General features: G+C 52.1%; 27 protein-coding genes, 1 pseudogene and 1 riboswitch. Of the genes and pseudogenes, 20 read left to right on the top strand and 8 right to left on the bottom strand.

The window, feature by feature from the left end; all coding sequences use genetic code 11:
• Positions 1-15: 15 nt before the first annotated feature.
• From PSAB_RS24525 to PSAB_RS07495, 3 genes are read right to left on the bottom strand one after another with little or no spacing between them, the layout of a single operon-like run.
• A complete protein-coding gene (locus PSAB_RS24525; RefSeq protein WP_084266462.1) occupies positions 16-549 on the bottom strand; it encodes a PIG-L deacetylase family protein in 534 nt (177 codons plus the stop codon).
• Positions 546-1,865 (bottom strand): glycosyltransferase, encoded by a 1,320-nt coding sequence (locus tag PSAB_RS07490; protein ID WP_051529739.1) that lies wholly within the window; start codon positions 1,863-1,865, stop codon positions 546-548. The genes PSAB_RS24525 and PSAB_RS07490 overlap by 4 nt, the downstream gene beginning before the upstream one ends.
• Positions 1,866-1,884: 19 nt before the next feature.
• Complete coding sequence (locus PSAB_RS07495) at positions 1,885-2,565, bottom strand: glycosyltransferase (protein WP_084266463.1); 681 nt, start codon at positions 2,563-2,565, stop codon at positions 1,885-1,887.
• Positions 2,566-3,009: 444 nt separating this feature from the next.
• Between PSAB_RS07495 and PSAB_RS07500 the strand changes: the two genes are divergently transcribed.
• The 7 genes from PSAB_RS07500 (at position 3,010) to PSAB_RS07530 (ending at position 8,965) form a co-directional block, all read left to right on the top strand.
• Positions 3,010-4,203: a hypothetical protein gene (locus PSAB_RS07500; RefSeq protein ID WP_025333962.1), complete on the top strand. Its 1,194-nt coding sequence runs from the start codon at positions 3,010-3,012 to the stop codon at positions 4,201-4,203.
• A 14-nt stretch (positions 4,204-4,217) separates the two neighbouring features.
• Entirely contained in the window at positions 4,218-5,006 is a 789-nt protein-coding gene (locus tag PSAB_RS07505) for a HipA family kinase (protein WP_025333963.1), read from the top strand.
• Between the two features lie 129 nt (positions 5,007-5,135).
• Entirely contained in the window at positions 5,136-5,774 is a 639-nt protein-coding gene (locus PSAB_RS25425) for a hypothetical protein (protein WP_144240492.1), read from the top strand.
• A gap of 166 nt (positions 5,775-5,940) precedes the next feature.
• A complete protein-coding gene (locus PSAB_RS07515) occupies positions 5,941-6,498 on the top strand; it encodes a hypothetical protein (RefSeq protein WP_025333965.1) in 558 nt (185 codons plus the stop codon).
• Between the two features lie 57 nt (positions 6,499-6,555).
• Positions 6,556-6,873: a transposase gene (locus tag PSAB_RS26100; RefSeq protein WP_025332950.1), complete on the top strand. Its 318-nt coding sequence runs from the start codon at positions 6,556-6,558 to the stop codon at positions 6,871-6,873.
• A gap of 11 nt (positions 6,874-6,884) precedes the next feature.
• Positions 6,885-7,745 (top strand): IS3 family transposase, encoded by an 861-nt coding sequence (locus PSAB_RS07525; RefSeq protein ID WP_264370880.1) that lies wholly within the window; start codon positions 6,885-6,887, stop codon positions 7,743-7,745.
• Between the two features lie 230 nt (positions 7,746-7,975).
• On the top strand, positions 7,976-8,965 hold the full coding sequence (locus tag PSAB_RS07530) for a CotS family spore coat protein (RefSeq protein WP_025333966.1): 990 nt from the start codon (positions 7,976-7,978) through the stop codon (positions 8,963-8,965).
• Between the two features lie 70 nt (positions 8,966-9,035).
• Here PSAB_RS07530 and PSAB_RS07535 read toward each other — a convergent pair whose 3' ends face one another.
• Positions 9,036-9,392 carry a hypothetical protein gene (locus PSAB_RS07535; protein WP_025333967.1) on the bottom strand — a complete coding sequence of 119 codons (357 nt, stop codon included), beginning with the start codon at positions 9,390-9,392 and terminating at the stop codon, positions 9,036-9,038.
• 169 nt (positions 9,393-9,561) lie between these two features.
• Between PSAB_RS07535 and PSAB_RS07540 the strand changes: the two genes are divergently transcribed.
• Genes PSAB_RS07540 through PSAB_RS07550 form a run of 3 tightly spaced genes read left to right on the top strand, consistent with a single transcriptional unit; the run spans position 9,562 to position 11,996 of the window.
• Positions 9,562-10,095 (top strand): DinB family protein, encoded by a 534-nt coding sequence (locus tag PSAB_RS07540; protein WP_025333968.1) that lies wholly within the window; start codon positions 9,562-9,564, stop codon positions 10,093-10,095.
• Between the two features lie 18 nt (positions 10,096-10,113).
• On the top strand, positions 10,114-11,016 hold the full coding sequence (locus PSAB_RS07545; RefSeq protein ID WP_025333969.1) for an aldo/keto reductase: 903 nt from the start codon (positions 10,114-10,116) through the stop codon (positions 11,014-11,016).
• Between the two features lie 17 nt (positions 11,017-11,033).
• Positions 11,034-11,996: a 2-hydroxyacid dehydrogenase gene (locus tag PSAB_RS07550; RefSeq protein ID WP_038595666.1), complete on the top strand. Its 963-nt coding sequence runs from the start codon at positions 11,034-11,036 to the stop codon at positions 11,994-11,996.
• A 95-nt stretch (positions 11,997-12,091) separates the two neighbouring features.
• Here PSAB_RS07550 and PSAB_RS07555 read toward each other — a convergent pair whose 3' ends face one another.
• On the bottom strand, positions 12,092-13,504 hold the full coding sequence (locus PSAB_RS07555; protein WP_025333970.1) for an 8-oxoguanine deaminase: 1,413 nt from the start codon (positions 13,502-13,504) through the stop codon (positions 12,092-12,094).
• A gap of 56 nt (positions 13,505-13,560) precedes the next feature.
• Positions 13,561-13,658, bottom strand: a riboswitch (purine riboswitch).
• Between the two features lie 206 nt (positions 13,659-13,864).
• Here PSAB_RS07555 and PSAB_RS07560 point away from each other — a divergent pair.
• Genes PSAB_RS07560 through PSAB_RS07575 form a run of 4 tightly spaced genes read left to right on the top strand, consistent with a single transcriptional unit; the run spans position 13,865 to position 19,026 of the window.
• Entirely contained in the window at positions 13,865-15,301 is a 1,437-nt protein-coding gene (locus tag PSAB_RS07560) for a PTS mannitol transporter subunit IIBC (protein WP_025333971.1), read from the top strand.
• A gap of 12 nt (positions 15,302-15,313) precedes the next feature.
• Complete coding sequence (locus tag PSAB_RS07565) at positions 15,314-17,383, top strand: BglG family transcription antiterminator (RefSeq protein WP_051529740.1); 2,070 nt, start codon at positions 15,314-15,316, stop codon at positions 17,381-17,383.
• An 18-nt stretch (positions 17,384-17,401) separates the two neighbouring features.
• A complete protein-coding gene (locus PSAB_RS07570) occupies positions 17,402-17,842 on the top strand; it encodes a PTS mannitol transporter subunit IIA (protein WP_025333973.1) in 441 nt (146 codons plus the stop codon).
• Positions 17,839-19,026 (top strand): mannitol-1-phosphate 5-dehydrogenase, encoded by a 1,188-nt coding sequence (locus PSAB_RS07575; protein ID WP_025333974.1) that lies wholly within the window; start codon positions 17,839-17,841, stop codon positions 19,024-19,026. The genes PSAB_RS07570 and PSAB_RS07575 overlap by 4 nt, the downstream gene beginning before the upstream one ends.
• A 278-nt stretch (positions 19,027-19,304) precedes the next feature.
• Here the strand turns inward: PSAB_RS07575 and PSAB_RS07580 are convergent, their stop codons facing one another.
• Positions 19,305-20,378, bottom strand: coding sequence for a M42 family metallopeptidase (locus PSAB_RS07580; protein ID WP_025333975.1), 1,074 nt, complete (start codon positions 20,376-20,378; stop codon positions 19,305-19,307).
• Positions 20,379-20,782: 404 nt separating this feature from the next.
• Here PSAB_RS07580 and spoVAC point away from each other — a divergent pair, with 404 nt between their 5' ends.
• From spoVAC to PSAB_RS07600, 4 genes are read left to right on the top strand one after another with little or no spacing between them, the layout of a single operon-like run.
• Positions 20,783-21,283 (top strand): stage V sporulation protein AC, encoded by a 501-nt coding sequence (gene spoVAC / locus PSAB_RS07585; RefSeq protein WP_025333976.1) that lies wholly within the window; start codon positions 20,783-20,785, stop codon positions 21,281-21,283.
• Positions 21,280-22,314 carry a stage V sporulation protein AD gene (spoVAD, locus tag PSAB_RS07590; protein ID WP_025333977.1) on the top strand — a complete coding sequence of 345 codons (1,035 nt, stop codon included), beginning with the start codon at positions 21,280-21,282 and terminating at the stop codon, positions 22,312-22,314. Before spoVAC ends, spoVAD begins: the two co-directional genes overlap by 4 nt.
• Positions 22,311-22,661: a stage V sporulation protein AE gene (gene spoVAE, locus PSAB_RS07595; RefSeq protein ID WP_025333978.1), complete on the top strand. Its 351-nt coding sequence runs from the start codon at positions 22,311-22,313 to the stop codon at positions 22,659-22,661. Before spoVAD ends, spoVAE begins: the two co-directional genes overlap by 4 nt.
• A 1-nt stretch (position 22,662) precedes the next feature.
• Positions 22,663-23,205 (top strand): ATP-dependent DNA ligase, encoded by a 543-nt coding sequence (locus tag PSAB_RS07600; RefSeq protein ID WP_051529741.1) that lies wholly within the window; start codon positions 22,663-22,665, stop codon positions 23,203-23,205.
• Between the two features lie 157 nt (positions 23,206-23,362).
• Here the strand turns inward: PSAB_RS07600 and PSAB_RS07605 are convergent, their stop codons facing one another.
• Positions 23,363-23,881, bottom strand: coding sequence for a DUF3231 family protein (locus tag PSAB_RS07605; RefSeq protein WP_025333979.1), 519 nt, complete (start codon positions 23,879-23,881; stop codon positions 23,363-23,365).
• Positions 23,882-23,942: 61 nt separating this feature from the next.
• On the opposite strand from PSAB_RS07605, the pseudogene PSAB_RS26105 reads away from it, so the two are divergent.
• Positions 23,943-24,185: pseudogene (locus PSAB_RS26105) on the top strand (SOS response-associated peptidase family protein); the annotation flags it as partial.
• 117 nt (positions 24,186-24,302) lie between these two features.
• On the opposite strand, the gene PSAB_RS07610 reads toward PSAB_RS26105, so the two are convergent.
• Positions 24,303-24,989, bottom strand: a complete 687-nt coding sequence (locus tag PSAB_RS07610; protein WP_025333980.1) for a DinB family protein — start codon at positions 24,987-24,989, stop codon at positions 24,303-24,305.
• 241 nt (positions 24,990-25,230) lie between these two features.
• Between PSAB_RS07610 and PSAB_RS07615 the strand changes: the two genes are divergently transcribed.
• A complete protein-coding gene (locus PSAB_RS07615; protein WP_025333981.1) occupies positions 25,231-26,187 on the top strand; it encodes an AAA family ATPase in 957 nt (318 codons plus the stop codon).
• Positions 26,188-26,189 lie beyond the last annotated feature (2 nt).

Genomic DNA, 26,189 nt, shown 5'->3' on the forward strand with positions numbered 1-26,189 from the left:
ATCGTCTATGGAAGCTCAAGATTCCCACGGGTCAACCCAAATTAAAGTCTCATTCACGATATAGGGCATCAGCTGCTCAATTACAAACATTTGACTTTTATAGTGCTGCAATAATTCGAGCTTTTTTTGCAAGATATGAAAGGGAAGCGGATCATCCTCGGTTTCAAATACATATAGATGATCCAATTTCATGCTGTGTAAAATACGGGATAGCGACCGGTGCTGACTATGGCCGTATTCCCCGTGCAGATTATGAGTGACAACTTTATGGAATTGACCGCTATCCAGATGGTCCCTTAAAGCGTCTTTCACTTCCTCTTCATCAAACTCCCCATCATGTTCATCGGGGAAATCCCATATTTCACACTCCGCGTTAACGGACATCATTGCGCTCCGGAATTCACGGGAGCGGGTCTTGTTGTTTCCGTTGGTTAAGCAAATCACTTTCCAGCCTGGCTCCTGGAGTAAGGCTCCGCCTCCAAATATGCTTTCATCATCGGGATGAGCGACTATCATCAGCTTATCTGCTGCCGGATGGGATGACATCATTCCACCTCATAGGAGGCATAACGGTTTTTTAGAATGTTGGCATAGACGTTCATCAACATATCTGTAGTACGGGTGAAGTTGAATTGCTCCTTTATCAGATTCCGGTTTACCCAGCCTGTTTCCATCTTTTCTTGAACCGGCATATCCAGCACCCGATTTATATCGGTTTTCAGCTTTTCTACGGACCAGGCTTCATCGGCGTGATGGTCACCGAACCAAGTCTCCCATGCGGACCGGTAATTTCCCGGATTAACCAGTCCGACGAACCCCTTCACACCGACAGCGACCACAGGACGGCAGCAGGCCAGAGCTTCAAGCGCAGCTCTTCCGGTACCGAGAAAGACATCGCAGATGGAATAATAGGAAGACATATTGAGCGTATTCCCGAGCAAATGTATGAAATTGCCCTTCGTTTCTTTATGAATCACATCAACCAGTGATTTAATCCCCTCGCTATGCCGCCCTTCACCGGTAACAAGGAGGTTCAGATCAGGATAGCTTTCGGCCCTTAACTGTCTGCAGGCTTCGATGATGTCTCTGCAAATGTCCGCTTTTTCCCAAGACAATCTGCCGGCGTACATAATTACAGGAGCACCCTTGGGTATTCCCAGTTCGTCGCGCAGGTCACTTTGAATAAGGGAGCGGTAATTGAATTGCACGGTATCAATTCCGTTAGGAATTAATTGGACAGACATATCTTTGACCGGAAGTTGTTTCATAATGGAGGGGCTCACGCAAACGACCGCCGCGCTGCTCTTTATTAGCTCGAATTCATCTATTGTATATGGAAGCAGCATGTGGAGCGTCCATAGACGGGGGATGCATAATTGATCTGCGGCTTTTGCGGCAAAAGTACCGGAAGGAAGCTGATGAATATGAACAGCGGTAATTCCTTCCGTATTAATGATTTGTTTTAACTGGGAGATGATTTTCTGCTCATCGGCTTCATTGATGATATGTTCGTTCGTGACGAAGTTAATCTCATATACGGGACAGCCCAATGCGGCAAATGCATCGCACATCTCTCCGCGTTTTCCGGCTACAACGACGTGAACACCGTTTCTGAGCAATTCCCGTACGCATGTCAGAACGTGCGTTTCGGTTCCGCCGATATTGAATTGGTCCAGCACCATTAAAATACGCAGATCACTTTCCGAATATCGCGGCTGCATGCTGTAATTCGATTCATCTTTATTAAACCAGACCACCTGCTTGGGCGGATTAGCGTTCACGACATATTGCACAATCGGTTTTTGGGTGTAAGCGCGTTTCTTGACCGGGCGTCTCTTGCTGCGGTCTTCTGCTTTTTTTTTCAATCGGATTCAGCTCCTTATTCTAATAAAATTCCCGTGAACGCTGGGCCGGATGAGAGCGGTAATAATACAGGGTCTCCCGCAGGTTGTCGACCCGGATGCCGTGAGAAACGCACTTGGCGATAAACTCATAGTCTTCGGCTCCATTCATGTTTCGGGTTAGCCCTCCCAGACTATCGAATACACTGCCTCGAAACAAAAGGGTCGGATGAGAGACGCAATGATCTCCGAGCGCATACCTCTTCGGGATATCCTCACCGTAACTGAGCCAATTCGATGGGGTTTGTTTGAGAATGTCGCTATCTTCAAAAGCCATATAGTTCGTGCCGACCACACTGATCTGCGGATGGTTTATCAGAAACTCGACCTGCTTGCTTATCCTTTCCGGGTGGGAGTAGTCATCCGCATCATGATTGGCGATATATTCTCCGCGCGCCATAAACAGCCCAGTTGTCAGTGAACCGGAGAATCCTACATTTCGGGGCAGCTGAAGCAGGGTGAAGCGGGGGAATCGCCGGCGGGCCTGCCAAAGCTGGGTACGGTCGGCAGACCGGTCCGTCGATGCATCATCCACAATAATGATTTCTATGTTCGGGTAGGTTTGCTCGTATAAATGATCCAGGCAATCCTCAATGTAGGATTCTGCATTAAAGCACGGGATCACGATGCTTACAAGCTGATCAATTCGAGCAAGCGACATCATCAAACCCCTCCATTCCAATAATCATGTCTTTTCACCATATGATCTGAAGAAAACAATGGAAAGGGATAAGCGTATATTTTCTCAAAATTGGATGGTGAAATATGTACTTACCCAGTCAAAATCTGGGATTAACAATACAATAACAGCGGCACAACATAAGGAAGGTGATTTGATGTGACAGAAAGCAGTGACTACACGGAATATTCGGGATCTTCATCATATTCAGAGTACACAGACCAACCCCGCAGCAAAATTTGTTTTGCCATATTGGTGCATAATCGCAGAGAAGTTGTCTTTGATTTATTAGACAATATCCGTTGTTACTGTCCTGACAGTTCTGTCGTCTTGTATAACGGGGGAGATGATCCGGATTTATGTAAAGGTCTTGGATATCCGGTATGCCCGACCAGCAGGAAATTAGAGTACGGGGTAACCGCAATATATATGCTTGAAGTCATGGAGTGGCTCGAGGACATTGATTATTCCTATGATTTACTGATTAATCTGGATTCTGATGTTCTGTTTGTCAGAGAAGGCTTTGAGCCATTCATTCTCAATGAAATGAAAGACAAGGATTACATGGGCGTCGGTACAAAAATACCGAATGATGACTTTTATTGCTTGGTGCAGCTCAGGCTGGAAATTGACCAGTGGATCCCTTTGCTGGGAAACGAACCTTATATGGAGTCGTTTAACGTAGGGCAGGTATACAGCAGGAAATTGGTTCTTCGTTTTTTGCATGATGACCAGTATGAACTGTTAAAAAGCAACCTTCGGGATACAAGGTCCTTCGGAGTCGATGAGCTTATCTTTGTCACCATGACGGATCGGCTGGGCTTTTCCTTGCATGCTTACCCGGAGGAGGTTGGATCAGCCGTTCGCTACCGGCCTTACTTTGCGCTTGATGAAATAGTCAGCCTGATGAATGGTAAACCAGAAAGCTCCCTCATTCATCCCGTCTATCGGAAGATTAAAGATGAAGCAAGAAGCTTTATCCGGGAGGCAATGAAACGGAAAATCCAGCTGAGTCCCGATTATCAGGAACGATTTATGGAAGAGTATCTTGGCGAAATGCCTTATCTCATTCGCCGAAGCAGATATAACGGCGCAAAGATAGAGTGGCTGGCTGCATCGGAGGATGAAGGACTGCTGTACTGGAGGGAAAACCAATCAGGCAGAACCAAGGATGTCTTGTTTGGACCCTATACATTCGGAAGCGAAAAGATTGAGGGATTAACGGCGCTTGAGGGCAAATTCGGCAATCTTGAAGCGGTATGCCGAAGCGGTAACACACTCATACATTATTGGAGAGAAGAACATAGCGGTGAATGGTTCAAATCCGAACAATTTGCGGAAGGCGTTAAGGGAATTCCAGGTTTTCTGGAAAGCAGCCACGGTAATTTCGAAGTCGTTGCCCCGATGAAGCAGGGAGGGCTTGGTCATTGGTGGAGAAATAACGATGATCCCATGCACCCCTGGTTTGGCCCGGAAGTGTTCGGAACAGAGCAGTATGACGATGTAATCCTGGTTGAGAACAGTGAGAAGCAATTGACAGCCATTGCGTCTAAAGATGGCAAGTATCAATATTACATCAGGGACGACCACAACAGCTGGCAGTGGTTTGGACCTTACGAATAAGAGGTTGAGGACCGATGAGCATATTGGCTGTTAGGTACATTAGACCAATAGATGATGGATGGACGCTCCCGCATCTGTTCAAATGCGAGGACGGTCAAACCTATGTTGTCAAATTCATTAACAATCGTTCCGGTTCTGGTATATTGGCCAACGAGCTGATTGCTTATCGTCTGGGAAAACGGCTTGGCTTGCCGATTGCACCCTACCGCATTATTCAGATAACAAAGGATCTTGTAAATATGTTCCCTGCTCTGAAAAGCATGGATATCCCTACAGGACTGCACCTTGGCAGTTTATATTTCGAACAGGGGACGACCTTGCTGGGGGAGGTCAATCTGGCATTATGCCAAAATCTGCATCAGGCGGCCGGGATGATGGTATTTGATCATTGGATCAATAACTGGGACCGGCATGTCGCCGAATCGAATCTATTATATTTGCCGGACCAGCGCAAGATTCTTATGATAGACCACTCGGATGCTTTTTTCGGCCCGTATTGGGATATAGAAGAATTCATGGATGACAGCGATAGAATGGATGTGTTCTGGGGCCCATTATATGAGAGGTTTGTTCCCTATATCGACAGCCCGAACCCGTTTGGCCGTTATATCCGGTTAGTCGAAAAGATTGGCGAGGAAGCGGTTGTTCAAGCGGTGAAGGGGCTTCCTAAACAGTGGAGTATTTCCAGTGAAGATGCATCTTCGTTAGTTGATTTTTTAATGGGCAGGAGGTACCTCGTTCGGGAGGCTTTGGAGGAATTAAGGGACAACTTTCCGATTTGGAGGCAGGAAGGCGAGGATTAAATTGAAGAATGCTTGGAAATATGGTCATTCACTAGAATGTCTGCCCTTACCTTTTCTCGTTCCGAACATTTAATAGTATCAGGATGTAAAAGGCATCCTAATATATTAATAAAGGAGCGCTACTAAAAAATGAGTATGGATCACCATTCCAACAAACAAGTTACACTTACTTCAGGTCCTATTTATGTACCGCCCATTAACATTATTGTTCCCAACGACAAGCTGATTGTGACTCTTAAAAATCCGACGAACAAAAAGCTTCAAGCGACAGTAACACTCGGCCTTTGTCCTTCTCCTAACAGCAGTCCTTGTGTACCATGTGCGGGAGGTGGAGGTGGCTGTACCAGTAACTCGGTGCAAACATTCGAGGTAAATGAAACGGATATTCATCTCGGTACGTTCAAGGTTGATCCGATGACATGCCTGCGCATTGAAAAAACGTTCAATAACTATGAATTGTTTGATTCGGTTATCCGAATAACGGCTACCGGCGATTTTGAAATCTGTAAAGACAGCTGCCAGCCCATCTGCGGCCTGCTGGAAATTTCCAGCGTAGTCGGTTTTTCGGGCAGCGCCGGCGGTCCGTTCGTAACAGCGATTCCTGCAGAGATTACTGCCTTGTATCAAGCATATTATGTAAACTCCGGTGTAATAGGTACAGATGAACAAACCCATGTACGCTACGCCGAGTATGTATTGTGCGATACTCACTGCCCTTGTGATTCTGACTCCAGCTCCAGCTCTTCTTCTAGCGACGACGACCACTAATTTAGGTGGCCGGCCTCTTCCGACCCGGAAGAGGCCGTTTCTTCTTGTAAGGCACTATATGTTAATTAACTAGAATATCAGCCGTTGCATTTCCTTGGTCAGAGCATTTGATAGTAGCAGGATAAATTAACACATCCAATATATGATAAAAGGAGTGCTTATAATAATGACAATGGATCATAAGGATCACAAACAAGTCACTATAACTACAGGTCCTGTTTATGTAGCGCCATTTAACGCTCCCTCTTCTTCTGCTATAAACGACAAACTTGTCGTTACTCTGAAAAATCCGACTCATAAAAAGCTGCAAGCGCAAGTGACCCTTAGCCTATGTCCTTCGCCTAACCCACCTGTAGTAGTAGCAGGTGGAACATGTACTGGTAATTCCGTACAAACATTTGAAGTGAATGAAACGGATATTCATCTCGGTACGTTCAAGGTTGATCCGATGACGTGCCTGCGTATTGAAAAAACGTTTGATAACGATCAACTATTTGATACGGTTATCCGGTTGACGGCAACCGGCGATTTTAAAATCTGTGAAGACAGCTGTGAGCCCATCTGCGGATTGCTGGAAATTTCTAGCGTAGTTGGTTCTTCGGGCACCGGGGATGGTGGAGTCCAATCAGCATTACCTGCAGAGAAAACTGCCTTTTTTCAAGGATATGGCGGAGCCCCGGGTGTAGTCCTTACAGATCCGCAAGCAAGTATAGAGCTAGTATAAAAAGTGGACACCTCGTTAAGAGAAAAAGATAATAGAGTTATCTAAGGAGGTGTTCACATGAGTGAACCACGGAAACAGTATAACGAAGAGTTCAAGAAACAAACGGTAAAGTACCTGCAGGAGCAAACGAAGTCGGTAGAGGACATCGCTCTGGAGCTGAATATTCCTGTGAAGACCCTGTATGCCTGGAAGGCGAAATACCGCGAGTTTAAGAACGAGCCTATCGCCAGCCTGGATCGAGTCCGCGAACTGGAGCAGCTGCTGAAAGAAAAAGAACGTGAACTTCACGAAAGCCAGCAACGTGCTGCCGATGCGGAGGAGGAACTGGCCATCGTAAAAAAAGCAGTGCACATCTTCAGCAAACCAAAGAACTGAGATTTCAGTTTGTGGAAGATCATCGCTCCGAGTTCCCTTTGGAGAAGATGTGCAAAGCACTAGGTGTCTCCCGGAGCGGCTACTACACCTGGCGCAGCCGAAAACCCAGCGAGCGAGTGCGGCGCAAGGTGCGGCTGTTAAAGCGGATCACGTATCATTTCAACGATTCACAGCAGCGTTATGGTGCGCCCAAGATTGCACATCTTTTGCGCCAGGAAGGCGAAACCGTCACCGAACGTACCGTCGGCCTATACATGCAAGAACTCGGATTCCGTGCCTGTGTCAGCCGTACCTTCAAGGTTCAAACCACCGACTCCAATCATGATTTGCCGATCGCTCCAAACCTCCTGAACCAGCAGTTTCACGTGGAGAAACCCAATAAAGTATGGGTAGCCGACATTACGTATATTCCATGCCGGGAAGGCCGCCTGTATCTAGCCAGTGTGCTGGACTTATGCACCCGTGAGATCGTAGGCTGGCGTCTGAGCGACCGGATGAACACCGATCTCGTCCTGGGCGCCCTAAAGGATGCCCACCTTGCCAAGAGACCTAAAAAAGGACTGATCCACCATTCGGATCGAGGAAGCCAGTACGCGTCCGAAGATTACCGAAAACAGCTCAAGACTTACCGTATGATCACCAGCATGAGCCGCAAAGGAAACTGCTACGATAATGCTTGCATGGAATCTTTCCATAGCATCCTGAAAAAGGAGCTCATTTACTGCAAGCGATTTAGAACGAAACAGCAGGCCTACGATGAGATCTACCGATACATTGAGTTTTTTTATAACCGCAAACGAATCCATGGTGCACTAGGGTACCTGTCACCGATTCGCTTTGCTGCTCGGTTCAATAAGAGAAAAGCAAGCTAAAGGGTGTCCACTTTCTTGACAGAGGTCCAGTATTCCCTATGCTGAGTGGGTATTGTGCGATACTCACTGCCCTTGTGATTCGGACTCCGATTCCAGTTCCAGCTCTTCTTCTAGCGACGACGACCACTAATTTAGTTAGCCGGCCACTTCCGACCCGAAAGAGGCCGTTTCTTCTTGTAAGGCCCTCTGGAGTAACGGACTTCCATTTTAGCATGACGAGGTGATTCTTTATGTTTCACCAGCTGCTGCAAGCCGCTTCAGAACAATATGGCATTGCATTCTCCGAATTTGAAATTCTTCATAAAACGGGCCGGACGCTGGTCCTCGCCGTGAAGTCGCCACAGGGGGATTATGTTCTGAAAAGCATATTTACCAGTGAACAACGTCTTCAGTTTATTTTGGAAGCCGAACACTTCCTGCGGCGGCGTGGAATTCACATCCCCGAGGTTTTTCCTGCTCTCACAGGCCAGCCTTATTTTCTATGGGAAGGGGACCGTTATGTCCTGCAAGAAAAATTGCGGGGGGCTCCGTTTCCTCCAACCACAATAGAAGCCGTGACCCGCAGGGCAGCCCTTCTGGGCAACATGCATTCCTCTTCGCTAGGCTTCCTTTCGAAACACGGGCCATACACATCCGAGGAAACCCTGTGGCTGCGTACTTATCGAAGGGAACTCTCCTCATTGAAGCATTGGGCAAGCTGGTATCACAACTCAAGGGCCACCAAAAAAAAGCTAATCCTGTCCTTTATGGATTTTTTCCTGGAAGCAGGTCGGGAGTTGGTTGAACGGCTTGAGCGCCATGCCTTTTTCAAAAGCTGGATCGATGCCCCTCTTCAAAAGCATTTCTTGTGCCACGGCGACTTTCATAGCGACAATGTCCTGACGGTGGGATCAAGTCTTTATGTGATCGACTTTGAATTCATAAGATATGATTATCCCTCCAAGGATATAGCACGATTTCTGCAAGGCATAATGAACCGGCGAAGGGGCTGGGACCCGGTCTGGTTTGACCACCTTCTGAAGTCTTATCTCCGGGAAAATCCGCTGCATGACAGCCAGCTGGAACTTATGTATATCGATTTAGCCTTTCCTCACAGCTTCTTCCGCTTTGCAGAAAAAGGCGGATACAGGAATATGTCCCTGGATGAAGTGGAGGCTTATTTACAAAGACAATATGACAAAACGATATATTTCCTGCAGCAGATAAAAGGCAAGAGGTAATATTTGAAAAAAGCGGCTATGTTTCATTGTGAAACAAGCCGCTTATTTGTCTGGTTCGGCATGGAGAGCTTTAGTCTCCTCCTCCTCCTCCGCAGTCTCCTCCGCCTCCGGCGTCTCCCCCGGAGCTGTGTCCGCCGTGGGAATGGCCGTCAAAGCCGCCGAAATCATGCGAGCCGCCGTGATGTCCCGGATGCCGGCCTCCGCCGTCGCAATCGGAACCTCCTCCATTATGATGATTCTTCCCATGGGATCGGGTATCGCTATTGGAGCCGCCGGTCAGCTCAGGGTTCGACAGCATGATCAGGGAGGAATCGTAGCCGGTATCTTTTCGGGTTTTACGGGCAGGCTTGCCATATCCGTCTCTTCGGATGATGCCGCTTACCAGCAAATAAGCCAGAACAATAACAAATATGAGGCCGATGCTCATGAAAGGCATTCTCTCCTAACCGATTGAAATAACTAAATTATACCAGTCATGAAGGGAGACCGAAAGCCTCAAACCTTCTTCTAATAATTGGGGGCTTTCGCCCGTTTGACGGCCCTTCGGGAAAATATGGTATGCTTGTTTTAGTCCATACGAAGCCGGAGGGATGATAATGATCGAACTGGTCAAAGACGCACTGGAGTATATGAACGGTCAGCTGAATATTATCGAAAAAAGCCTGCTGCTCTTGTCGGATGAACAAACGTGGACAAAAATCAATCCGGGTATGAACAGCATCGGCAATTACTGCTTGCATCTGGCGGGCAACGAATACCAGAATTTCGTAACCGCTATTGGCGGCAGACCGCTTATTCGGGAGCGATCCAGCGAATTTACCGCAGAGGGCGGCTTCTCACGGGACGAGCTCATTGCCAAGCTCAAAGAAGTGAGAAGTCAATCCGAAGCGGTTCTCTCCTCATTAACGGATGAGGATTTGAACCGTGAGGTTGCGGTCCCTTACGATCCGGGGGACTGGAAGCGGATGAAAGGCAGTCAGACTTCTGAAGAAGACGCGAGGGACGTCAGGAGCATTCGTACTCTGCTGCTGAGGATATCGGCGCATTATGGCTATCATACCGGGCAGATCGTTCTGCTCACCAAAATATTGTCTGAAACGGAGCAGCATTTATCGGGAAACTATCATTAAGCCGGAAGGAGCTTACCGATGAACAAATTCGTCCATGAAGCAAGCAGATCCGAAATTGAGCAGGCCAATGCCCGGAGCCGGATTGCGCTGCGGGATGGAACCGGCGTGCCCCGAATCGGTCAGGGAACCTGGAATATCGGAGAGGATGCTTCCCGCCGGAAGGAAGAGGTGGAGGCGCTCAAGCTTGGCGTAGAGCTCGGGATGAACCTGATCGACACCGCGGAGATGTATGGGGAAGGACGCTCCGAAACGGTGGTGGGTGAAGCAGTGAAGGGGCTGCGTGACAAGGTTTTTCTCGTCTCCAAGGTGTACCCGCATAACGCAGGACTGGGGCGGATCGAGAGGAGCTGCGAGAACAGCCTAAAGCGCCTGGGGACAGATCATCTGGACCTTTATCTGCTGCACTGGCGCGGCAGTGTTCCGCTGGAAGAAACGGTAGAGGGCATGGAGCGGCTGGTGCAGCAGGGGAAAATCGCCAGATGGGGCGTATCCAATTTCGATACGGACGATATGGAGGAGCTGCTGCGGCTGGCCCGGGGAACGCACTGCGCAACGAATCAGGTGCTGTACCATTTGGGATCGCGCGGAATTGAGTTCGATCTGCTCCCCTGGCAGCGTAAGCGGCAAATGCCGATTATGGCGTATTCACCGCTTGCCCAGGCAGGGGCGCTGCGAAGGGGACTGGTTCAGAATGAAGCGGTGAAGGCGGTTGCCGAGGCGCATGGCGCCACTCCCTTGCAGGTTATTCTTGCCTGGTGCATCCGTGAAGAAGGGGTTATTGCGATTCCGAAAGCTTCATCCCGGGAGCATGTGCTTCAGAACGCGGCGGCGGCTTTAATCGACCTGAGCGAGGAGGAATTGCGGCAGCTTGATCGGGCGTTTCCCGAACCGAAGCGGAAGATGCCGCTGGATATAATCTAATACGGAGGAATGAATGGATGAAACCTAAAGCGCTAGTATACAGCAAACTGCCTGAAGAAGTAGTGGATTACGTCAAGGAGCACTGCGAAGTCTCCAGCTTTGATGCCCCGGACAACACGTCCGGTTCCCCTTTTATGGAAGCACTGAAGGAATCGGAGGGACTGCTCGGGTCCGGACTGAAGGTGGATGCGGCATTTCTGGACCGCGCCCCTCGTCTGAGGATCGTGAGCAATGTTTCGGTCGGCTACGATAATTTGAATATTCCGGAATTGAGCAGCCGCGGCATTATGGCGACCAATACACCCGGAGTTCTGAACGACACGGTGGCTGATACAATCTTCGGTCTGCTCGTGGCCACGGCGCGCCGTATGCCGGAGCTGGACCGGTACGTCCGGAACGGACAGTGGAAGGAATCGAGAGATCAAGACATATTTGGGATCGACGTGCATCATAAGACGCTCGGCATTATCGGACTTGGCGGTATCGGCGAAAAAATCGTTCAGCGCGCCCGGTTCGGGTTCGATATGGATGTGATTTACCATAACCGTTCCCGCAATCCGAAGCTGGAAGAGCACTATGGCGCGGTTTACCGCACCCTCGACGAGCTGCTCGCGGAGGCGGATTTTGTGTGTCTCATGACGCCGCTGACGCCGGAGACCCGGGGGATGATCAGCGAGCGCGAGTTCAAGCTAATGAAGAAGACCGCCATCTTCATCAACGGATCAAGAGGAGCGACCGTCGACGAAGAGGCGCTGGTCGAGGCGCTGCGCAGCGGGACTATCCGGGCGGCAGGCCTGGATGTGTACGTGCAGGAGCCGCTTCCGGAACATCATCCGCTGACGGCGCTGGATAATGCGGTTCTGCTGCCGCATATCGGCTCGGCTACACAGGAGACCCGGCTGGAGATGGCCTGGACAGCTGCAAGAAATCTGGTGGCCGGGCTTAAAGGCGAGACGCCGGCGAACCTGATTCAGGCATAGCGGAACGCAGCAGAAGTCAAACGTCAGCAGATTCGAACAATGCCCCGAACAAGCCATTTGATGGTGGCCTTCGGGGCATTTCTTTTTGGCGCGTATCAAACCCGTCCGCGATGCCTGAGATAATTGACGCCGGTCCGTCCCGATGCCGCCTGGACCATCCGAAGAGCCGCGGCCCCCGCGGCCTCAGCAATCCGTTCTTCCTCGACATGAACGAGCCGTCCGTCTTTCACGACAATCCGTCCGCCAACGACGGTCATATCCACGTTCTGGCTGATGCCCGTCACGACCGGAAGGGCCGTGTCGTTGAACAAAGCGCCGGCATATTCCAGCCTGCGAGAGTCGATCATGAACAGGTCGCCCGCTTTGCCGACCTCGAGCGAGCCGATCGCGTCCTCCCAGCCGAGCACTCTCGACGATCCGACCGTGCCGAGCCATAAGCTTTCTTCGGCCGTCGGGCCCGCGCTTCCTGCGGTCAGCTTGTGCAGCAGGTAGGCTTGACGCGCTTCCCCGAGCAGATTGGACGCGTCATTGGATGCCGAGCCGTCCACGCCGAGTCCGACATGAACTCCCGCTTGCAGCATGCTTCGGATAGGAAATACCCCCGAAGACAGCTTCATGTTGCTGCTCGGACAATGGGCGACGCCGCAGCCGCAGGCGCCCATCCGGCGGATTTCTTCGCCGCTGAAATGGATGCCGTGCGCGTACCACACATCACGGCCGATCCAGCCCGTCTTCTCCATGTATTCGAGCGGCCGGAGCCCGAGCTTCGCCAAGCAGAAATCCTCCTCATCCTTCGTCTCGGCCAGGTGGGTATGCATCCGGACGCCGTAGCTGCGCGCCAGGCGGGCGGATTCCCGTAAGAGATCCTCGGACACCGAGAAAGGCGAGCAGGGTGCGACGCCGACGCGAACCATCGCAAATTTGGAGGCGTCGTGGTAGGTTTCAATGACCCGGCGAGTGTCTCTAAGAATGACGTCGGCCGGCTGTGTCACCTCATCCGGCGGAAGCCCGCCTTGCGACCTTCCGAGGTTCATGGAGCCGCGCGTCGGGTAAAAACGGATGCCGAGCTCTCCGGCGGCACGGATTTCTTCGTCGATCAGCTCTCCGCTGACGGCATTTGGGAAACAGTAAAAATGATCGGAAGCGGTCGTACAGCCGGTCTTGAGCAGTTCGCCGAGGCCTACCATCGCGCTTAAGTATACATCCTCGGGCCGCATGTGGCGCCAAATCTCATACAGTGTCACCAGCCAGTCGAACAGCTCGCAGTCCTGGGCCTGCGGGATGTTCCGGGTGAAGGTCTGATATAAATGATGATGGGTGTTGATCAGCCCGGGATAGACGATCTTTCCCGTGGCGTCAATGACCGTGTCCGCGTCTTCATAAGGAATGTCCGTTCCGATGGCTTTGATCTCCTGGCCTTCGATGAACAGGCTCCCTCCCGGGTAGCAGCGTCGCTCCGTGTCCATAGTGATAATGTTGCGGGCATTCTTGATCAGCAGTGTCCTCATACTAAAACCTCCCCTAAAAATGAAAAATGCAAAAAATCCTAACTACGAGCGCAATATAAGAAGAATATTGCGTTCGTAGTTAGGATTTTACGGACCCCAGTAGAGCCCCCGAACCGATTATCGGGGTTATACGAACAACTTTTAAGTTGCTAATAGTATAAGTAGGCCTTATAGGGATGTCAACCGTTATCCCTTTCATGCGACAGCTCTTAAATGTTGTCAACAACGTTCATGACGAAACCATGTTTTCAATTTGGTGACAAAGAAAGCGCTTCGATTTATGATGAATCCATAGGAAATAACATTCCTTCAAGCTTGTTGAAAGGCTTTACATTCTATTAATTCAAGGGGGCAATATACATGGCCACATTGGCAACGAAGCAAGTGTCATCCGGCGGCGTTCGGGTGCGGGTGCAGCAATTCGGCCGCCTTTTAAGCGGAATGGTTATGCCGAACATCGGCGCATTTATCGCTTGGGGCTTGATTACCGCTTTATTCATTCCGACAGGCTGGGCGCCTAACGAGCATCTCGCCAAACTGGTTGGCCCGATCATCACCTATCTGCTGCCACTTCTGATCGGCTACACGGGCGGATCGATGGTTAACGGCAAGCGCGGCGGCGTTATCGGTGCTGTGGTCACCATGGGCGTCATTATCGGCTCGGACATCCCGATGTTCCTCGGCGCCATGCTTGTAGGTCCGCTGGCCGGCTGGGTACTGAAAGTATTCGACCGCGCAGTCGACGGCAAGATCAAAGCGGGCTTTGAAATGCTCGTCAACAACTTCTCGCTCGGTATCATCGGCGGCGCCCTTGCGCTCGGCGCGTACACTGGTATCGGACCGGTAATTCAAGGCCTGACGAGCATCCTGTCAAGCGGCGTTCAATTTCTGGTTAACCACCATCTGCTCCCGCTGGTCAACATTATCATCGAGCCGGCTAAAGTGCTGTTCCTGAACAATGCGATCAATCACGGCATCCTGAGTCCCATCGCCGTTGAACAGGCCGCCAAAGCAGGCAAATCCATCCTGTTCATGCTCGAATCCAATCCGGGTCCCGGTCTCGGCATTCTGCTTGCATACTGGCTGGCAGGTAAAGGCTCGGCGAAATCATCGGCTCCCGGCGCGATTATCATTCACTTCCTGGGCGGCATTCACGAAATTTACTTCCCGTACATTCTGATGAATCCGCGTCTCATTCTGGCGGTTATCGGCGGCGGCGTAACAGGCACTTTCACCTTCCAACTGCTGGGCGCCGGCTTGTCTGCTCCGCCTTCCCCGGGCAGCATCTTCGCTTACATCGCAATGACGCCTAAAGGCGGGTATCTGCCGGTGTTCGCAGGGGTTATCGCCGCTGCGGCCGTATCCTTCGTCATCGCTTCCATTCTGCTCAAGACCGTCAAGCAGAGCGAAGAAGAAAATAGCCTTGAAGAAGCCTCGGCCAAGATCCGGGACATGAAGACGGCGGGCACAGCCGCTCAAACGGCAGCCGCTTCCACTGCGGCCGTGAATGTACGCAGCAAAGGCGAAGTACAGAAAATTGTATTCGCTTGCGACGCAGGGATGGGCTCCAGCGCCATGGGCGCTTCCGTCCTGAGAAAAAAACTGCAAAACGCGGGTATCAACATCACGGTGGTGAACGCTCCGGTCAGTGAAATTCCGGCGGACGCCGACATCGTCGTTACCCAGAAGACATTAACCGACCGGGCCATTGCAAGCAATCCTTCCGCCGAGCATGTTTCGATCGACAATTTCCTCAAGAGTCCGAAATATGACGAGCTGGTTGAACGTTTGAAATAAGTGAGGGTCTCCATGAAAAGTAAGATGACCGCCAGACAGCGACAGATGATTATGCTTCTGCTGGACAGCAGCGAGGAAATAACGGCTGCGGAAATTGCCGGAAATATCGGGGTCAGCGTGCGGACCGTTCACCGGGAAATGGAGGATACCGAGCAGATTCTGCATGATTTCGGACTGGCCCTGAGCCGAAAATCCGGAAAAGGCATTCAGGTGAATGGAGCGGAAAAGGAATTGGAGCGGCTTCGGATCTTTTTGCAGGAAGAGAAACCGGAGGCATTTTCCGGCGAAGAACGCCAAATATTCGAGCTGTGCTCGCTGCTGGAGGCAAAGGAGCCTTTGAAGCTGTTCGCTCTGTCGCACACCTTGAAAGTGACGGTGGCCACCGTCAGCAACGATCTGGATGAACTGGAGCCATGGCTTCGCAAATTTGGGCTTCAGCTCGTTCGAAGGAGAGGCTACGGCGTTGAAATCACCGGCAGTGAAGCCGACATGAGGCGCGCGCTGTGCAGGCTGGCGGCAGAGCATCTGGATCAGTCCGATCTGGTCAGCCGCGTCCCTCGTACGGGAGGTCACATCGTCTTTCGGAAGCTGCTCTCAGCTATTGGCCAAATCCGGCTGCTTGCCGTTGAAAGTCTCCTGTGGGACATGGAGTGGAGTTGGACATCGGAACTGACGGAAAATGTCTACATGGAGCTGCTGCTCGGCCTGTCCGTCTGCGTAAGGCGAGGGGAAATCGGAATGGTGCTCCGCAGCCCCGAGGAGGCGTCCTCCCTTCGGAAGTCCGGATACCGGAACATTTCCGGTTCGGAGCAATTCGTTAACCGGCTGGAGGAAAAGCTGGAGCTGAAGCTCCCGAAGACGGAGATCTTATACATCGCTTGCTTGCTGGACCGGGCGCAGGAATCGATTTCTTCGGCGGATTTCGTATACGGGGATATCGCACTGATGGATACCGTGTACCGCCTGACGGAACAGGCCGTCCAAAGGACCGGGATTCCGTTCCAGGGCGACCGAATCCTGAGGGAAGGCCTGCTGGAGCATATCGAGCTGGCCATGAGGAGAATCCGTGAAGGAACCCGAATCCGCAATCCGCTGCTGGGTCCGATCCGCAAGGACTATCACTATTTATTCCGCATCATCCGTGATTCGGTGGAAGAGCTGGGGCTCGATTTCCCCGTTCCCGATGAGGAGATTGCCTTTCTGGTCATGCACTTCGGCGCCTCGGCGGAGCGGCTAAACCAGTTAAGCCGCAAGGTACGGGCGATTCTCGTCTGCACAAGCGGCCTCAGTTCTTCCCGGCTGCTGGGGGAGCGCCTGAGGAAGGAAATGCCGCAGCTCGAAATACGGGGCAATGCCTCCTGGTACGAGGCGGCCCGGATGCATAAGGAAGATTATGATCTGATAATTTCCACGATCGACCTTCCGCTGGAGAAGGATAAATATATCAAGATAAGCCCGCTGCTGACGGCGGAAGAGATCGACAAGCTGATGCGCTTCATCCATAACATGACGCAGCGGGAAGAAGACAGCGGGGCTCTTCCCGAACAGGACCAATTGACGGCGGCCGAAGCCGCCGAAGACCGAATCAGAAGCTACAGAGGGCTGCTTAATGAAATTGAAGGATTGCTCGAAAGTTTCCGCTGCTGCCCGCTTGATAATGACGGGACGGATTTGCCGGACACAATCCGCCAAATGCTGGATAAGCTTCGCGGCAGCGGCGTCACAGACGCTCCGGAAATTCTGGTGGAGAAGCTGCTGGAGCGGGAAAAGATGGCCAGCCAGGTCATTCCCGATACAGGGCTGGCGCTGTTCCATACCCGAAGCAGCAATGTGTTGAAGTCTTCTTTAACCGCATACCGGCTGAAAGAGCCGCTTATCCTTAATGGCAATACCGAAGTCGGAACGATTCTGCTGATGCTGGCCCCGCGCACCCTGCCGAAGGAAAGCCTGGAAGTGCTTAGCGAGATCAGCGCCATGCTGCTCGATACGGAGCTGGTGCATTTGCTGGAGAAGGGGACAGAGTCCGAGATCAGAACGTGCCTGTCCGCCGGGCTGCTGCATTTTTTCGAAAATAAAAGGTGAAAGAGGGAGAAGAAACCTATGAGCATACTGTCAGAAGATAAAATTGTGATGAACGCCGCCGCCAAAGACAAATATGAAGCGATTGCGATCGCCGGCCATCTTCTGGTTGAAGGGCACCATGTGACGGAGGAGTATGTGCCGAAGATGCTGGAGCGGGAGCAGGTCGTATCCACTTACATGGGAGGCGGACTCGCCATTCCCCACGGCACGAAGGACGCTAAGCCGTATATCAAATCCACGGGGTTGTCCGTTGCCCGCTTTCCGGAAGGCGTGGACTTTGGGGGCGACGAGCCTGCGTTCGTGGTGATCGGCATTGCGGCCGCTGGTGACGATCATATGGAGATTCTCACCAATGTGGCGATGATCTTCACGGAAGACGACGCGATTGAGCGGGTGATGAATGCCGAAAGTGCGGCCGACATCATCGGGATTTTTGAAGGAGGTGTCACTCAGCAATGAAAGCTGTTCATTTTGGAGCGGGCAATATCGGAAGAGGGTTCATCGGGCTGCTGCTGTCGCAATCGGGCTATGAAGTGACCTTTGTGGATGTCAACGAACGAGTGGTACGCGAGCTGCAGGAGCGCGGCGAATATACGGTTACCCTCGCCAGCGAAGGCCGGGAGACGGTGACGGTGAGAGGCGTAACTGCGCTCAGCAGCGCCCTTCAGAGAGAGGAGGTGGCGGCTGCCGTCGCCAATTCACATCTTATAACAACGGCAGTTGGTGTTTCTATTCTGAAGCATATAGCGGACGTCATTGCAGAAGGCGTGTCGCAGCGTTTATCAGGCGGTTCAACCGAGCCGCTCCATATCATTGCCTGTGAGAATGCGATCGGCGGCAGCGCGCAGCTTAAAGAGCTGGTCTACGCCAAGCTGGACGAAGAGACGCGGAAAAAGGCCGATACCCTGATCGCTTTTCCAAACGCCGCGGTGGATCGGATAGTTCCGCTTCAGCAGCATGAGGATATTCTGAAGGTTGTCGTGGAGCCGTTCTATGAATGGGTGGTCGATGCTTCGCAAATGATTCCGGGGTATAAAAAGGTGGAAGGTGCATTGTACGTCGATAATCTCGAGCCTTACATCGAGCGCAAGCTGTTCACGGTGAACACGGGGCACTGCTCGGCCGCCTATCTCGGTTATCTTCGGGGCTACGATACGATTCAGCAGGCGATGGAGGACGAAGAGCTTACTGCCAAGGTTCGCGAAGTGCTGGAGGAGACGGGAGCCGTGTTGGTACACAAGCATGGTCTGGACCCGAAAGAGCACAGCAAGTATATCGGCAAAAATCTCGAGCGCTTCCGCAATCCGGCGCTCACGGATGAAGTGTCCAGGGTCGGACGATCGCCGATCCGCAAGCTGTCTCCGGGCGACCGCCTCGTATCTCCAGCCATGCAGGCTTATGAGCGGGATCTAAGCTTCACGGCGCTGGCAAGGTCGATGGCGGGAGCGCTGCTGTTCGATGTGAAGGAAGATCCTGAAGCCGCGGAGCTTCAGGCAACCATAGCCGAAGCCGGGCTGGAGGCGACGATTACCCTGTATACGGGCATCCCGGCAGGCCATGAGATTCACAAAGCGGTTCTGAAGCATTACAACGATTTAAGTCCGGTTCACGCATTAAAGCGTGACGCATTGAAACGGGCGTAGCTTGCGAAATAGACGGCAAGGACCCGCATCGGGCGCAAACTTGGCAATTTTACAGCCTGATATGTGCTAATTTCATTATATGAAAAATTCATAATAAAGTTTCATGTGGATTATTCCTCTAATTTTCGTCCGATAAATTTCACGATGTGCAAGCATATAAAGAAGCCCGCGCCAAACCGTAAAGGTCCGGCGCGGGCTTTCCGTTCAAATATAAGAATTTATAAGCCGGGCCGTCAGGCGTTTCTTCTTGATCCGGCCAATCTTAAGCTGCCGGCATTTCAGCTCCGCTCAATAATGGTCTGCAGGGTCGTCCGGTCAAGTCCTTCCACCAGCTTGATAAGCAGCTCTTTGGCAGCGTCGATATCGTCGGTATGGACAATGGAGGCCGGGGTATGAATATAGCGGGAACAGATGCCGATCACGGCGGAGGGGACGCCGATTCCGTTCAAATGGACCTCGCCCGCATCCGTCCCTCCCTGGGAGACAAAATACTGATACTTGATCCGGTGCGTATCCGCCGTATCCTGCACGTACTCCAGCAGGCCGCGGTGGGTGACCATCGTCGGATCAAGGATGCGCAGCAGCGCGCCGTCGCCAAGCCGCCCGAAGGCCTGCCGGTCGCCGGTCATATCCCCGGCGGCGCTTGCATCCAGCCCGAAGAATATATCGGGCTGAATCAGGTTCGCCGACGTTCGGGCTCCCCGGAGGCCTACTTCTTCCTGGACGGTAGCGCCGGCAAAGACCGTGTTCGGCAGTTTCTTGCCGCTGAGCGCCTTCACCAACTCGATGGCGAGTCCTACGCCGTAGCGGTTGTCCCAGGCTTTGGCCAATATTTTTTTCGGATTGGCAAGCGGAGTGAAGGGACAAATCGGCACGATTTGCTGGCCGGAAGCTACACCGAATTCCATCGCTTCCTCGCGGCTTTCCGCCCCGATATCGATGAACATCTTTTTGATATCGCCGGCCTTTGTACGCTCTTCCGGGCTGAGCAGATGAATGGGCGTACCGCCGACAATTCCTGTAATCGTACCTTTGGGCGTAATGATCTGCAGACGCTGCGAAGATACTGCGGAGGCTACCCAACCGCCGAGAGGCTGGAACCGGATCATTCCGTTATCGGTTATGCCGGTGACCATAAAGCCGACTTCGTCAAAATGGCCGGCTACCATAATTTTCGGTCCGTTCGCGTCGCCGCGAAGCACACCGAACAGGCTGCCCAGTCGGTCATGAACGAATTCGTCCGTATAAGGCGCCATGGCTTCTTTTACAAGCTTGCGCAGCTCGCGTTCAAAGCCCGGGGCGGAAGGGAATTCGGTGAGTATTTTGAACATATCGAGGGTTTCCTGATTCATCGGGCAATCTCTCCTTTGCTATCGTACGTCTAGTATGAACTTGGGGGGTCGGATTGTCCATTGCAAGAAGACGCTGCGAAATACGCATTTCGGAAACACGGAAACGACACCCAGCGGAAAGGCGGAGAATAAAATGCTCGCAGGGACAAAAGAAGGCTAAAGTTCCGAAAGGGAGCGAAAGAGGGAATGATGATATCCGGAACCCGGCACGAAGCCATGCTCATTTTAGTACTGTTTCTGCTGCTGGTCGTGGTGCTGCTGTATTTTTCCTGAGCCTTGCGTGTCATAAGGAGAGGCCGGCCTGCGAACAATAAAGGAAAATCTTCGATGCGAAGACGGCTTGTGGTCTGACTGCGGTGTGCAGGCGAAAGCGAAGCTTCGCAATTCTACAGGAGGTGCCTTCATTGCCGGCAAAAACCAAACGTTCAGGGGTCAAGCTGCAGCTTGATTCCCTGACTCCGCAGGCTTATAAGCAAATGGCCAAAAAGCACGAGCCATCCCGGCCCGTACTGAAAAACTGTCTGCGCGCTTTCGTGTCCGGCGGGCTGATCTGCTTGATCGGACAGGCCATTCAGCAATTTTTTATGGCCAACTTTGATATGAATCCCCGGGAGGCTGCCAGCCCGACTGTCGCGGTGCTGATTCTGAGTTCCGTCATTCTTACGTGCTTCGGCGTGTATGACAAGCTGGCGCAGTGGTGCGGCGCGGGCACGGCCGTTCCCGTTACCGGCTTTGCCAACAGCATGTGCTCGGCGGCGCTCGAGTACCGCTCTGAAGGAATTGTGCTTGGTATGGCGACCAACATGTTCAAGATCGCGGGCTCGGTCATTGTCTTCGGAGTCGTCGCGGCCTTCATTATCGGCATCGTCTACATCTTCTTGGGCCATGGAGGAGGGCATATATGAAGCAGCTGGGCAAGCAGACGTGGGAGTTCACATCCCGGCCCGCCATTATTGGCGCTTCAGCGGTGGTGGGACCGGAAGAGGGCGAAGGGCCGCTCGCTTCTGATTTTGACTTCGTGTACGACAGCCTGAAGATGGACGAAAGCACTTGGGAAAAGGCGGAACGGCGGCTGTTCGAAAAGGCGGTTCGATTGGCGCTGATTAATGCGGGGCTCAAGCAGGAGCAGCTCGGATTTTTTGTGGGCGGCGATTTGATGAACCAGATTATCAGCGCTTCCTTCGCCGCCAAAAAGCTGGGCACACCGTACCTCGGCGTGTTCGGCGCCTGCTCCACCTCCATGGAAAGCCTGGCGATCGCGTCCATGATCGTCGATTCCGGAGGAGCCAAATATGCGCTTGCCGGAACGGCCAGCCATAACTGTACGGTGGAGAAGCAGTTCCGTTATCCTACCGAATACGGTTCGCAGAAACCGCCGACCGCGCAGTATACCGTTACCGGCTCAGGCTGCGCGATTGTCGGGAAGAACGACGGAACGCAAACCGGGCCGTTCATTACTTACGCAACCATCGGAAAAATCATGGATTTTGACATCAAGGACCCTTTTAATATGGGCTCTGCGATGGCGCCCGCAGCCGCGGATACGATCACGGCGCATTTTCGCGATACGGGGTTGTCTCCGGGCTATTACGACATGATTGTGACCGGCGACCTTGCATCGGTCGGTCTGCCCATCGCCCAGGAACTCCTCGCCAAGGAAGGCATTCCGATGGAGCAGACGGAATTTACCGACTGCGGCCTGCTGATCTACGACCGGGAGACGCAGAAATATGTCATCGCGGGAGGCAGCGGCTGCGGTTGTTCGGCGACCGTCACCTATGGACATATCTTGAAGCGCATGAAAAAAGGACAGCTGAAGCGGGTCCTTGTCGTCGCCACAGGAGCGCTGCTCTCTCCATTGACTTACCAGCAGGGCGAGAGTATCCCCTGCATCGCGCATGCCGTTGCGTTTGAGAGCGGAGGTGAGCAAGCATGATTTTTGTATGGGCGTTTATCGTCGGAGGACTGATCTGCGTAGTGGGTCAGCTGCTCTTCGATGTGGCCAAGCTGACCCCTGCGCATACGATGAGCACGCTCGTCGTCGCCGGGGCGATAGCAGACGCGGTAGGCATTTACGACCCGCTCGTGAAATTCGCCGGAGCGGGCGCGTCCGTGCCGATTACCAGCTTCGGCAACTCGCTGGTGCACGGCGCGCTGATCGAGCTGGAGCAGGTAGGCTGGATCGGCATCGTGACGGGGATCTTCAACATTACGAGCGCGGGCATATCCTCAGCGATCGTATTTTCTTTCCTGGCTGCGTTGCTTGTGCGGCCCAGAGGCTGAAATGGAACGACCCGCCGGATTTGGCTTCCGGCGGGTTATTTTTTTCAGGGATAGGACGTTCTTGCTATTTTACATAGGTTACCGGCCAGGCGATAAAATTAAGCGACTCATGACTACGCAGCCGGCCTATTATGCTATCTTCGATATCGTTCAGTACAAAGGGAAGGATTTTTGGGCCTTGCCGCTCATGCGGCACCGGGAGGTATTAGTAGGGCTGTCGATACCGTCAAGTAGCTTTGGGGTCTTACCGCATGTTGAAGGGGCTGGAGAAACTCTGTTTGAGCAGATCAAAGCGCGAGGCATGGAAGGTGTGATTGGTAAGCGAAAGGACAGTTTGTATGAGACAGTACGCCGCTCGACCGCCTGGCAGAAGGTCATTAACTGGTCATATGCAGAGGTTTTTATTACAGGGTATCGTAAGGCAGAATTCGGCTGGCTCGCCGCCATCCCCGGACCATCTGGCACTGCCTCAGCTGAAATTATCGAGTTAGGGACCACACCAACGCACAAGCGAGCTTTTTACGGCGTACCGGGCAATTGGTGACCGGAGAGGATAGGAGTTTGTTCATCTTGATCCCCGGCTGCGGGTCCGGGTTAAGATGAGGAACTGGACAAAATCGGGGATGCTTCGGAGTCCGGTGTTTACGGAGTTTATCGTTTGACAAAGAAAAATCCCGCAAAACTCGCGGGATTTTATTTCTCTAAGCATTAACCAACTCTGGACGTTTGATTTGAAGCGGAGGAGGAATAAGCCATCCTTTTTCTTTTGACAACTCAAGGATTCTAACCCCTAATGCCGCTTTTGTTACATGGTATTTACCGAATAAAGCTCCAATATCTACTCTAATGGATTGTCCCATTACTTGGCTACACGCAACCAATCCCGTGGCTACATCTGCTGCTATGTGCGCAGCGATTTCAGGGTCGGTAAATCTTGCTCCAGCAGGTATGTCTTCAAGTTTTACTTCTGGTCTTTTAGGCAATACCGGTGCAGGTGCAATTCCATTAGCAGTAAGCAATGTGTCGCATTCTTTCATTTCCAATTCCGCTTGATCGATAAGTGCATTGAGGATTTTTTTGAGGTCCTTATCGCCAGCATGATTCAAAAATGCTTGGTATCTCGACACCGCGCCTCTGGCCATCATAGAGGCTTGCCACACACTAAAGATCTCACCATAATGCATCGGTTCATCTTTCGGATTACCACTTAAAATGCCCATATTATCGCTCCTTTAATCCCATATTTATTACGGAATTATTATGTCCAGATACACAGAATTAATGCGGTACCTGACCGAGGAAGCAACGATTAACCGCTATTCTCCAAATGATAACGCAGCACCGATGCAGTTTATCCCGGCCATAGTTGGCAATAATGACGGTAACCGGTTGGGGGAACTTTGCTGGGGCTTGGTGCCATCATGGGCTTAAGATGACAAGATCGGCAATAAGATGATTAACGTCCGGGCCGAAACACTAATGGAAAAACCTGCGTTTAAGCGCTGTATATCGACAGCTTATTCAATTGGAAAAGTCTGTAAGTGACATTTTAAATGATGATTTTTCGATAAGGGTATACGAAACTCAAACTCTCTCTGATGGTAATATGCATCTGCAATCTTAACGCTTTCCGGCGTTCACTTAGCGCTGCAGCTTGCTGTTGATCCGCATCGCTTTATTCAGATGAACGAAGTGATGCCGCGTGGCCGGCATCAGCATCAGGCCGCCAATCGTTTTGCCGCTCCAGTATTTCGTCAGCCAGTCCGATTTTCTCGTAACCGCTCCCTGTTCCCGAACGTTCTCAATCCGCTCCGCAGTCACCTTAAGTCTGAATTGTCCCGGCTCCAGAGAGGCTATGATTTCCTGCGTTCTCTGCCCAACGGCCCTCCGATAAGCAAGCAGTCCTTCGATTCCAATTTCCGCGCTAAGCTCGGCCATTTCCTCTTCGGTCATTTCGTTCCCGGAATGGGAGAACCGGATGTTCAGCTCTTGAAGCATCCAGTCCGTATCCAGAACCTGCTCTGTGCCGGCAACCAGAATGTTCATGGTGATATCCTCTATTCTGGCGCTGTGCCACAGATGCCAAACGATGGAGTTCCGCGTATCGGTGGATTCCACCGGATAGCGCCGCAGCACCTCTTCCTTGGTCCCTTTAAGAATCAGTTCCCCATAATCCGTGGCTCCATCCGTATCCCCGCTGGCCCCATGCAGCAGCCCATGCAGCTTCAGCAGCAGAGCCGACGCTTCCTTATGCTCCCGAGGAATCAAAATCATGGCCGTCAGCCGTTTGTGATCCTCGTTCCAGGTCTTGCGCAGTTCCCCGTTCATACCAGACCTCCAACTTTAATGGAATATAGTCAATGGAAAGATTCTTTCAACTTTTTGGAAATCCTGCTTACTTAAGCGCATTATTTGCGGCGGAAGCGGCTGGTTTCGGTTCAATTCTGAAATACGCATGGATGTATGCGCTTCATTCATTTCAAAAGCCCTGCCGAATGTACTTTGCCCCTCTTAATCATGTAAAATAGTAAGCATACCGTTTATCCTTGACATAGGAGGTTTACTATATATGCCCGTACGCCAAGAATCGATGCACACTGTAAATGCTGTCCGCGCCAATTTGGAATCCTGTATACTCGGAAAAACATTTGAAATAGAGCTGCTGCTGACCGCATTGCTTGCAGGCGGCCATGTCCTGATTGAGGACGTGCCGGGAACGGGCAAAACCCAGCTGATCCGCGCGCTCGCAAGATCGATTTCGGGCGACTACCGCCGGATTCAATGCAATCCCGACATTCTGCCAAGCGACATTACCGGAGTCTCGGTATATCATCCAAGGGATGAGATGTTCCACTTCCGCCCGGGACCGGTAATGACCAATATTTTACTTGCCGACGAAATTAACCGCGCCACCACCAAGACGCAGTCGGCGCTGCTTGAGGTGATGGAGGAGCGGAATGTAACGGTGGACGGAGAGACCTACGAGCTCCCGCATCCGTTCATGCTGTGCGCCACGCAGAACCCGATTGATTTCGAAGGCACCTACACGCTGCCTGAAGCGCAGCTCGACCGCTTCATGCTCCGCATCAGCCTCGGCTATCCCGATGCGGCCACGGAGAGAAGCCTGCTTCTGTCCCACCAGGAGGGCCAGCCTGTGGACAAGCTCCAGCCCGTTGCGGGAATGGAGCAGATCGCATCCATCCAGAAGGAAATCCGCGAGGTCTATATCAGCGAGCCGGTTCTCGGCTACCTGCTGGACATTGTCCGCGGCACCAGAGAGCATCCGCTGGTTCTGCTCGGGGCAAGCCCCCGCGCCGCGCTGTCTTTTATGATGGCGTGCAAGGCCTATGCCTTTCTGCATCAGCGCGATTATGTGCTCCCGGATGATGTGAAGTCGCTGACGCCTTATACGCTCGGCCACCGCATTCTGCTGCGTCCCGAATCCCGGCTGGACAGTGTCAGTGCGGATACTCTGCTGGGCGGTCTTCTGCAGAGCATCCAGGTGCCCGTTACTATGAGGCAATAAGC

The organism is Paenibacillus sabinae T27 (assembly GCF_000612505.1).
Taxonomy (GTDB): domain Bacteria; phylum Bacillota; class Bacilli; order Paenibacillales; family Paenibacillaceae; genus Paenibacillus_AQ; species Paenibacillus_AQ sabinae.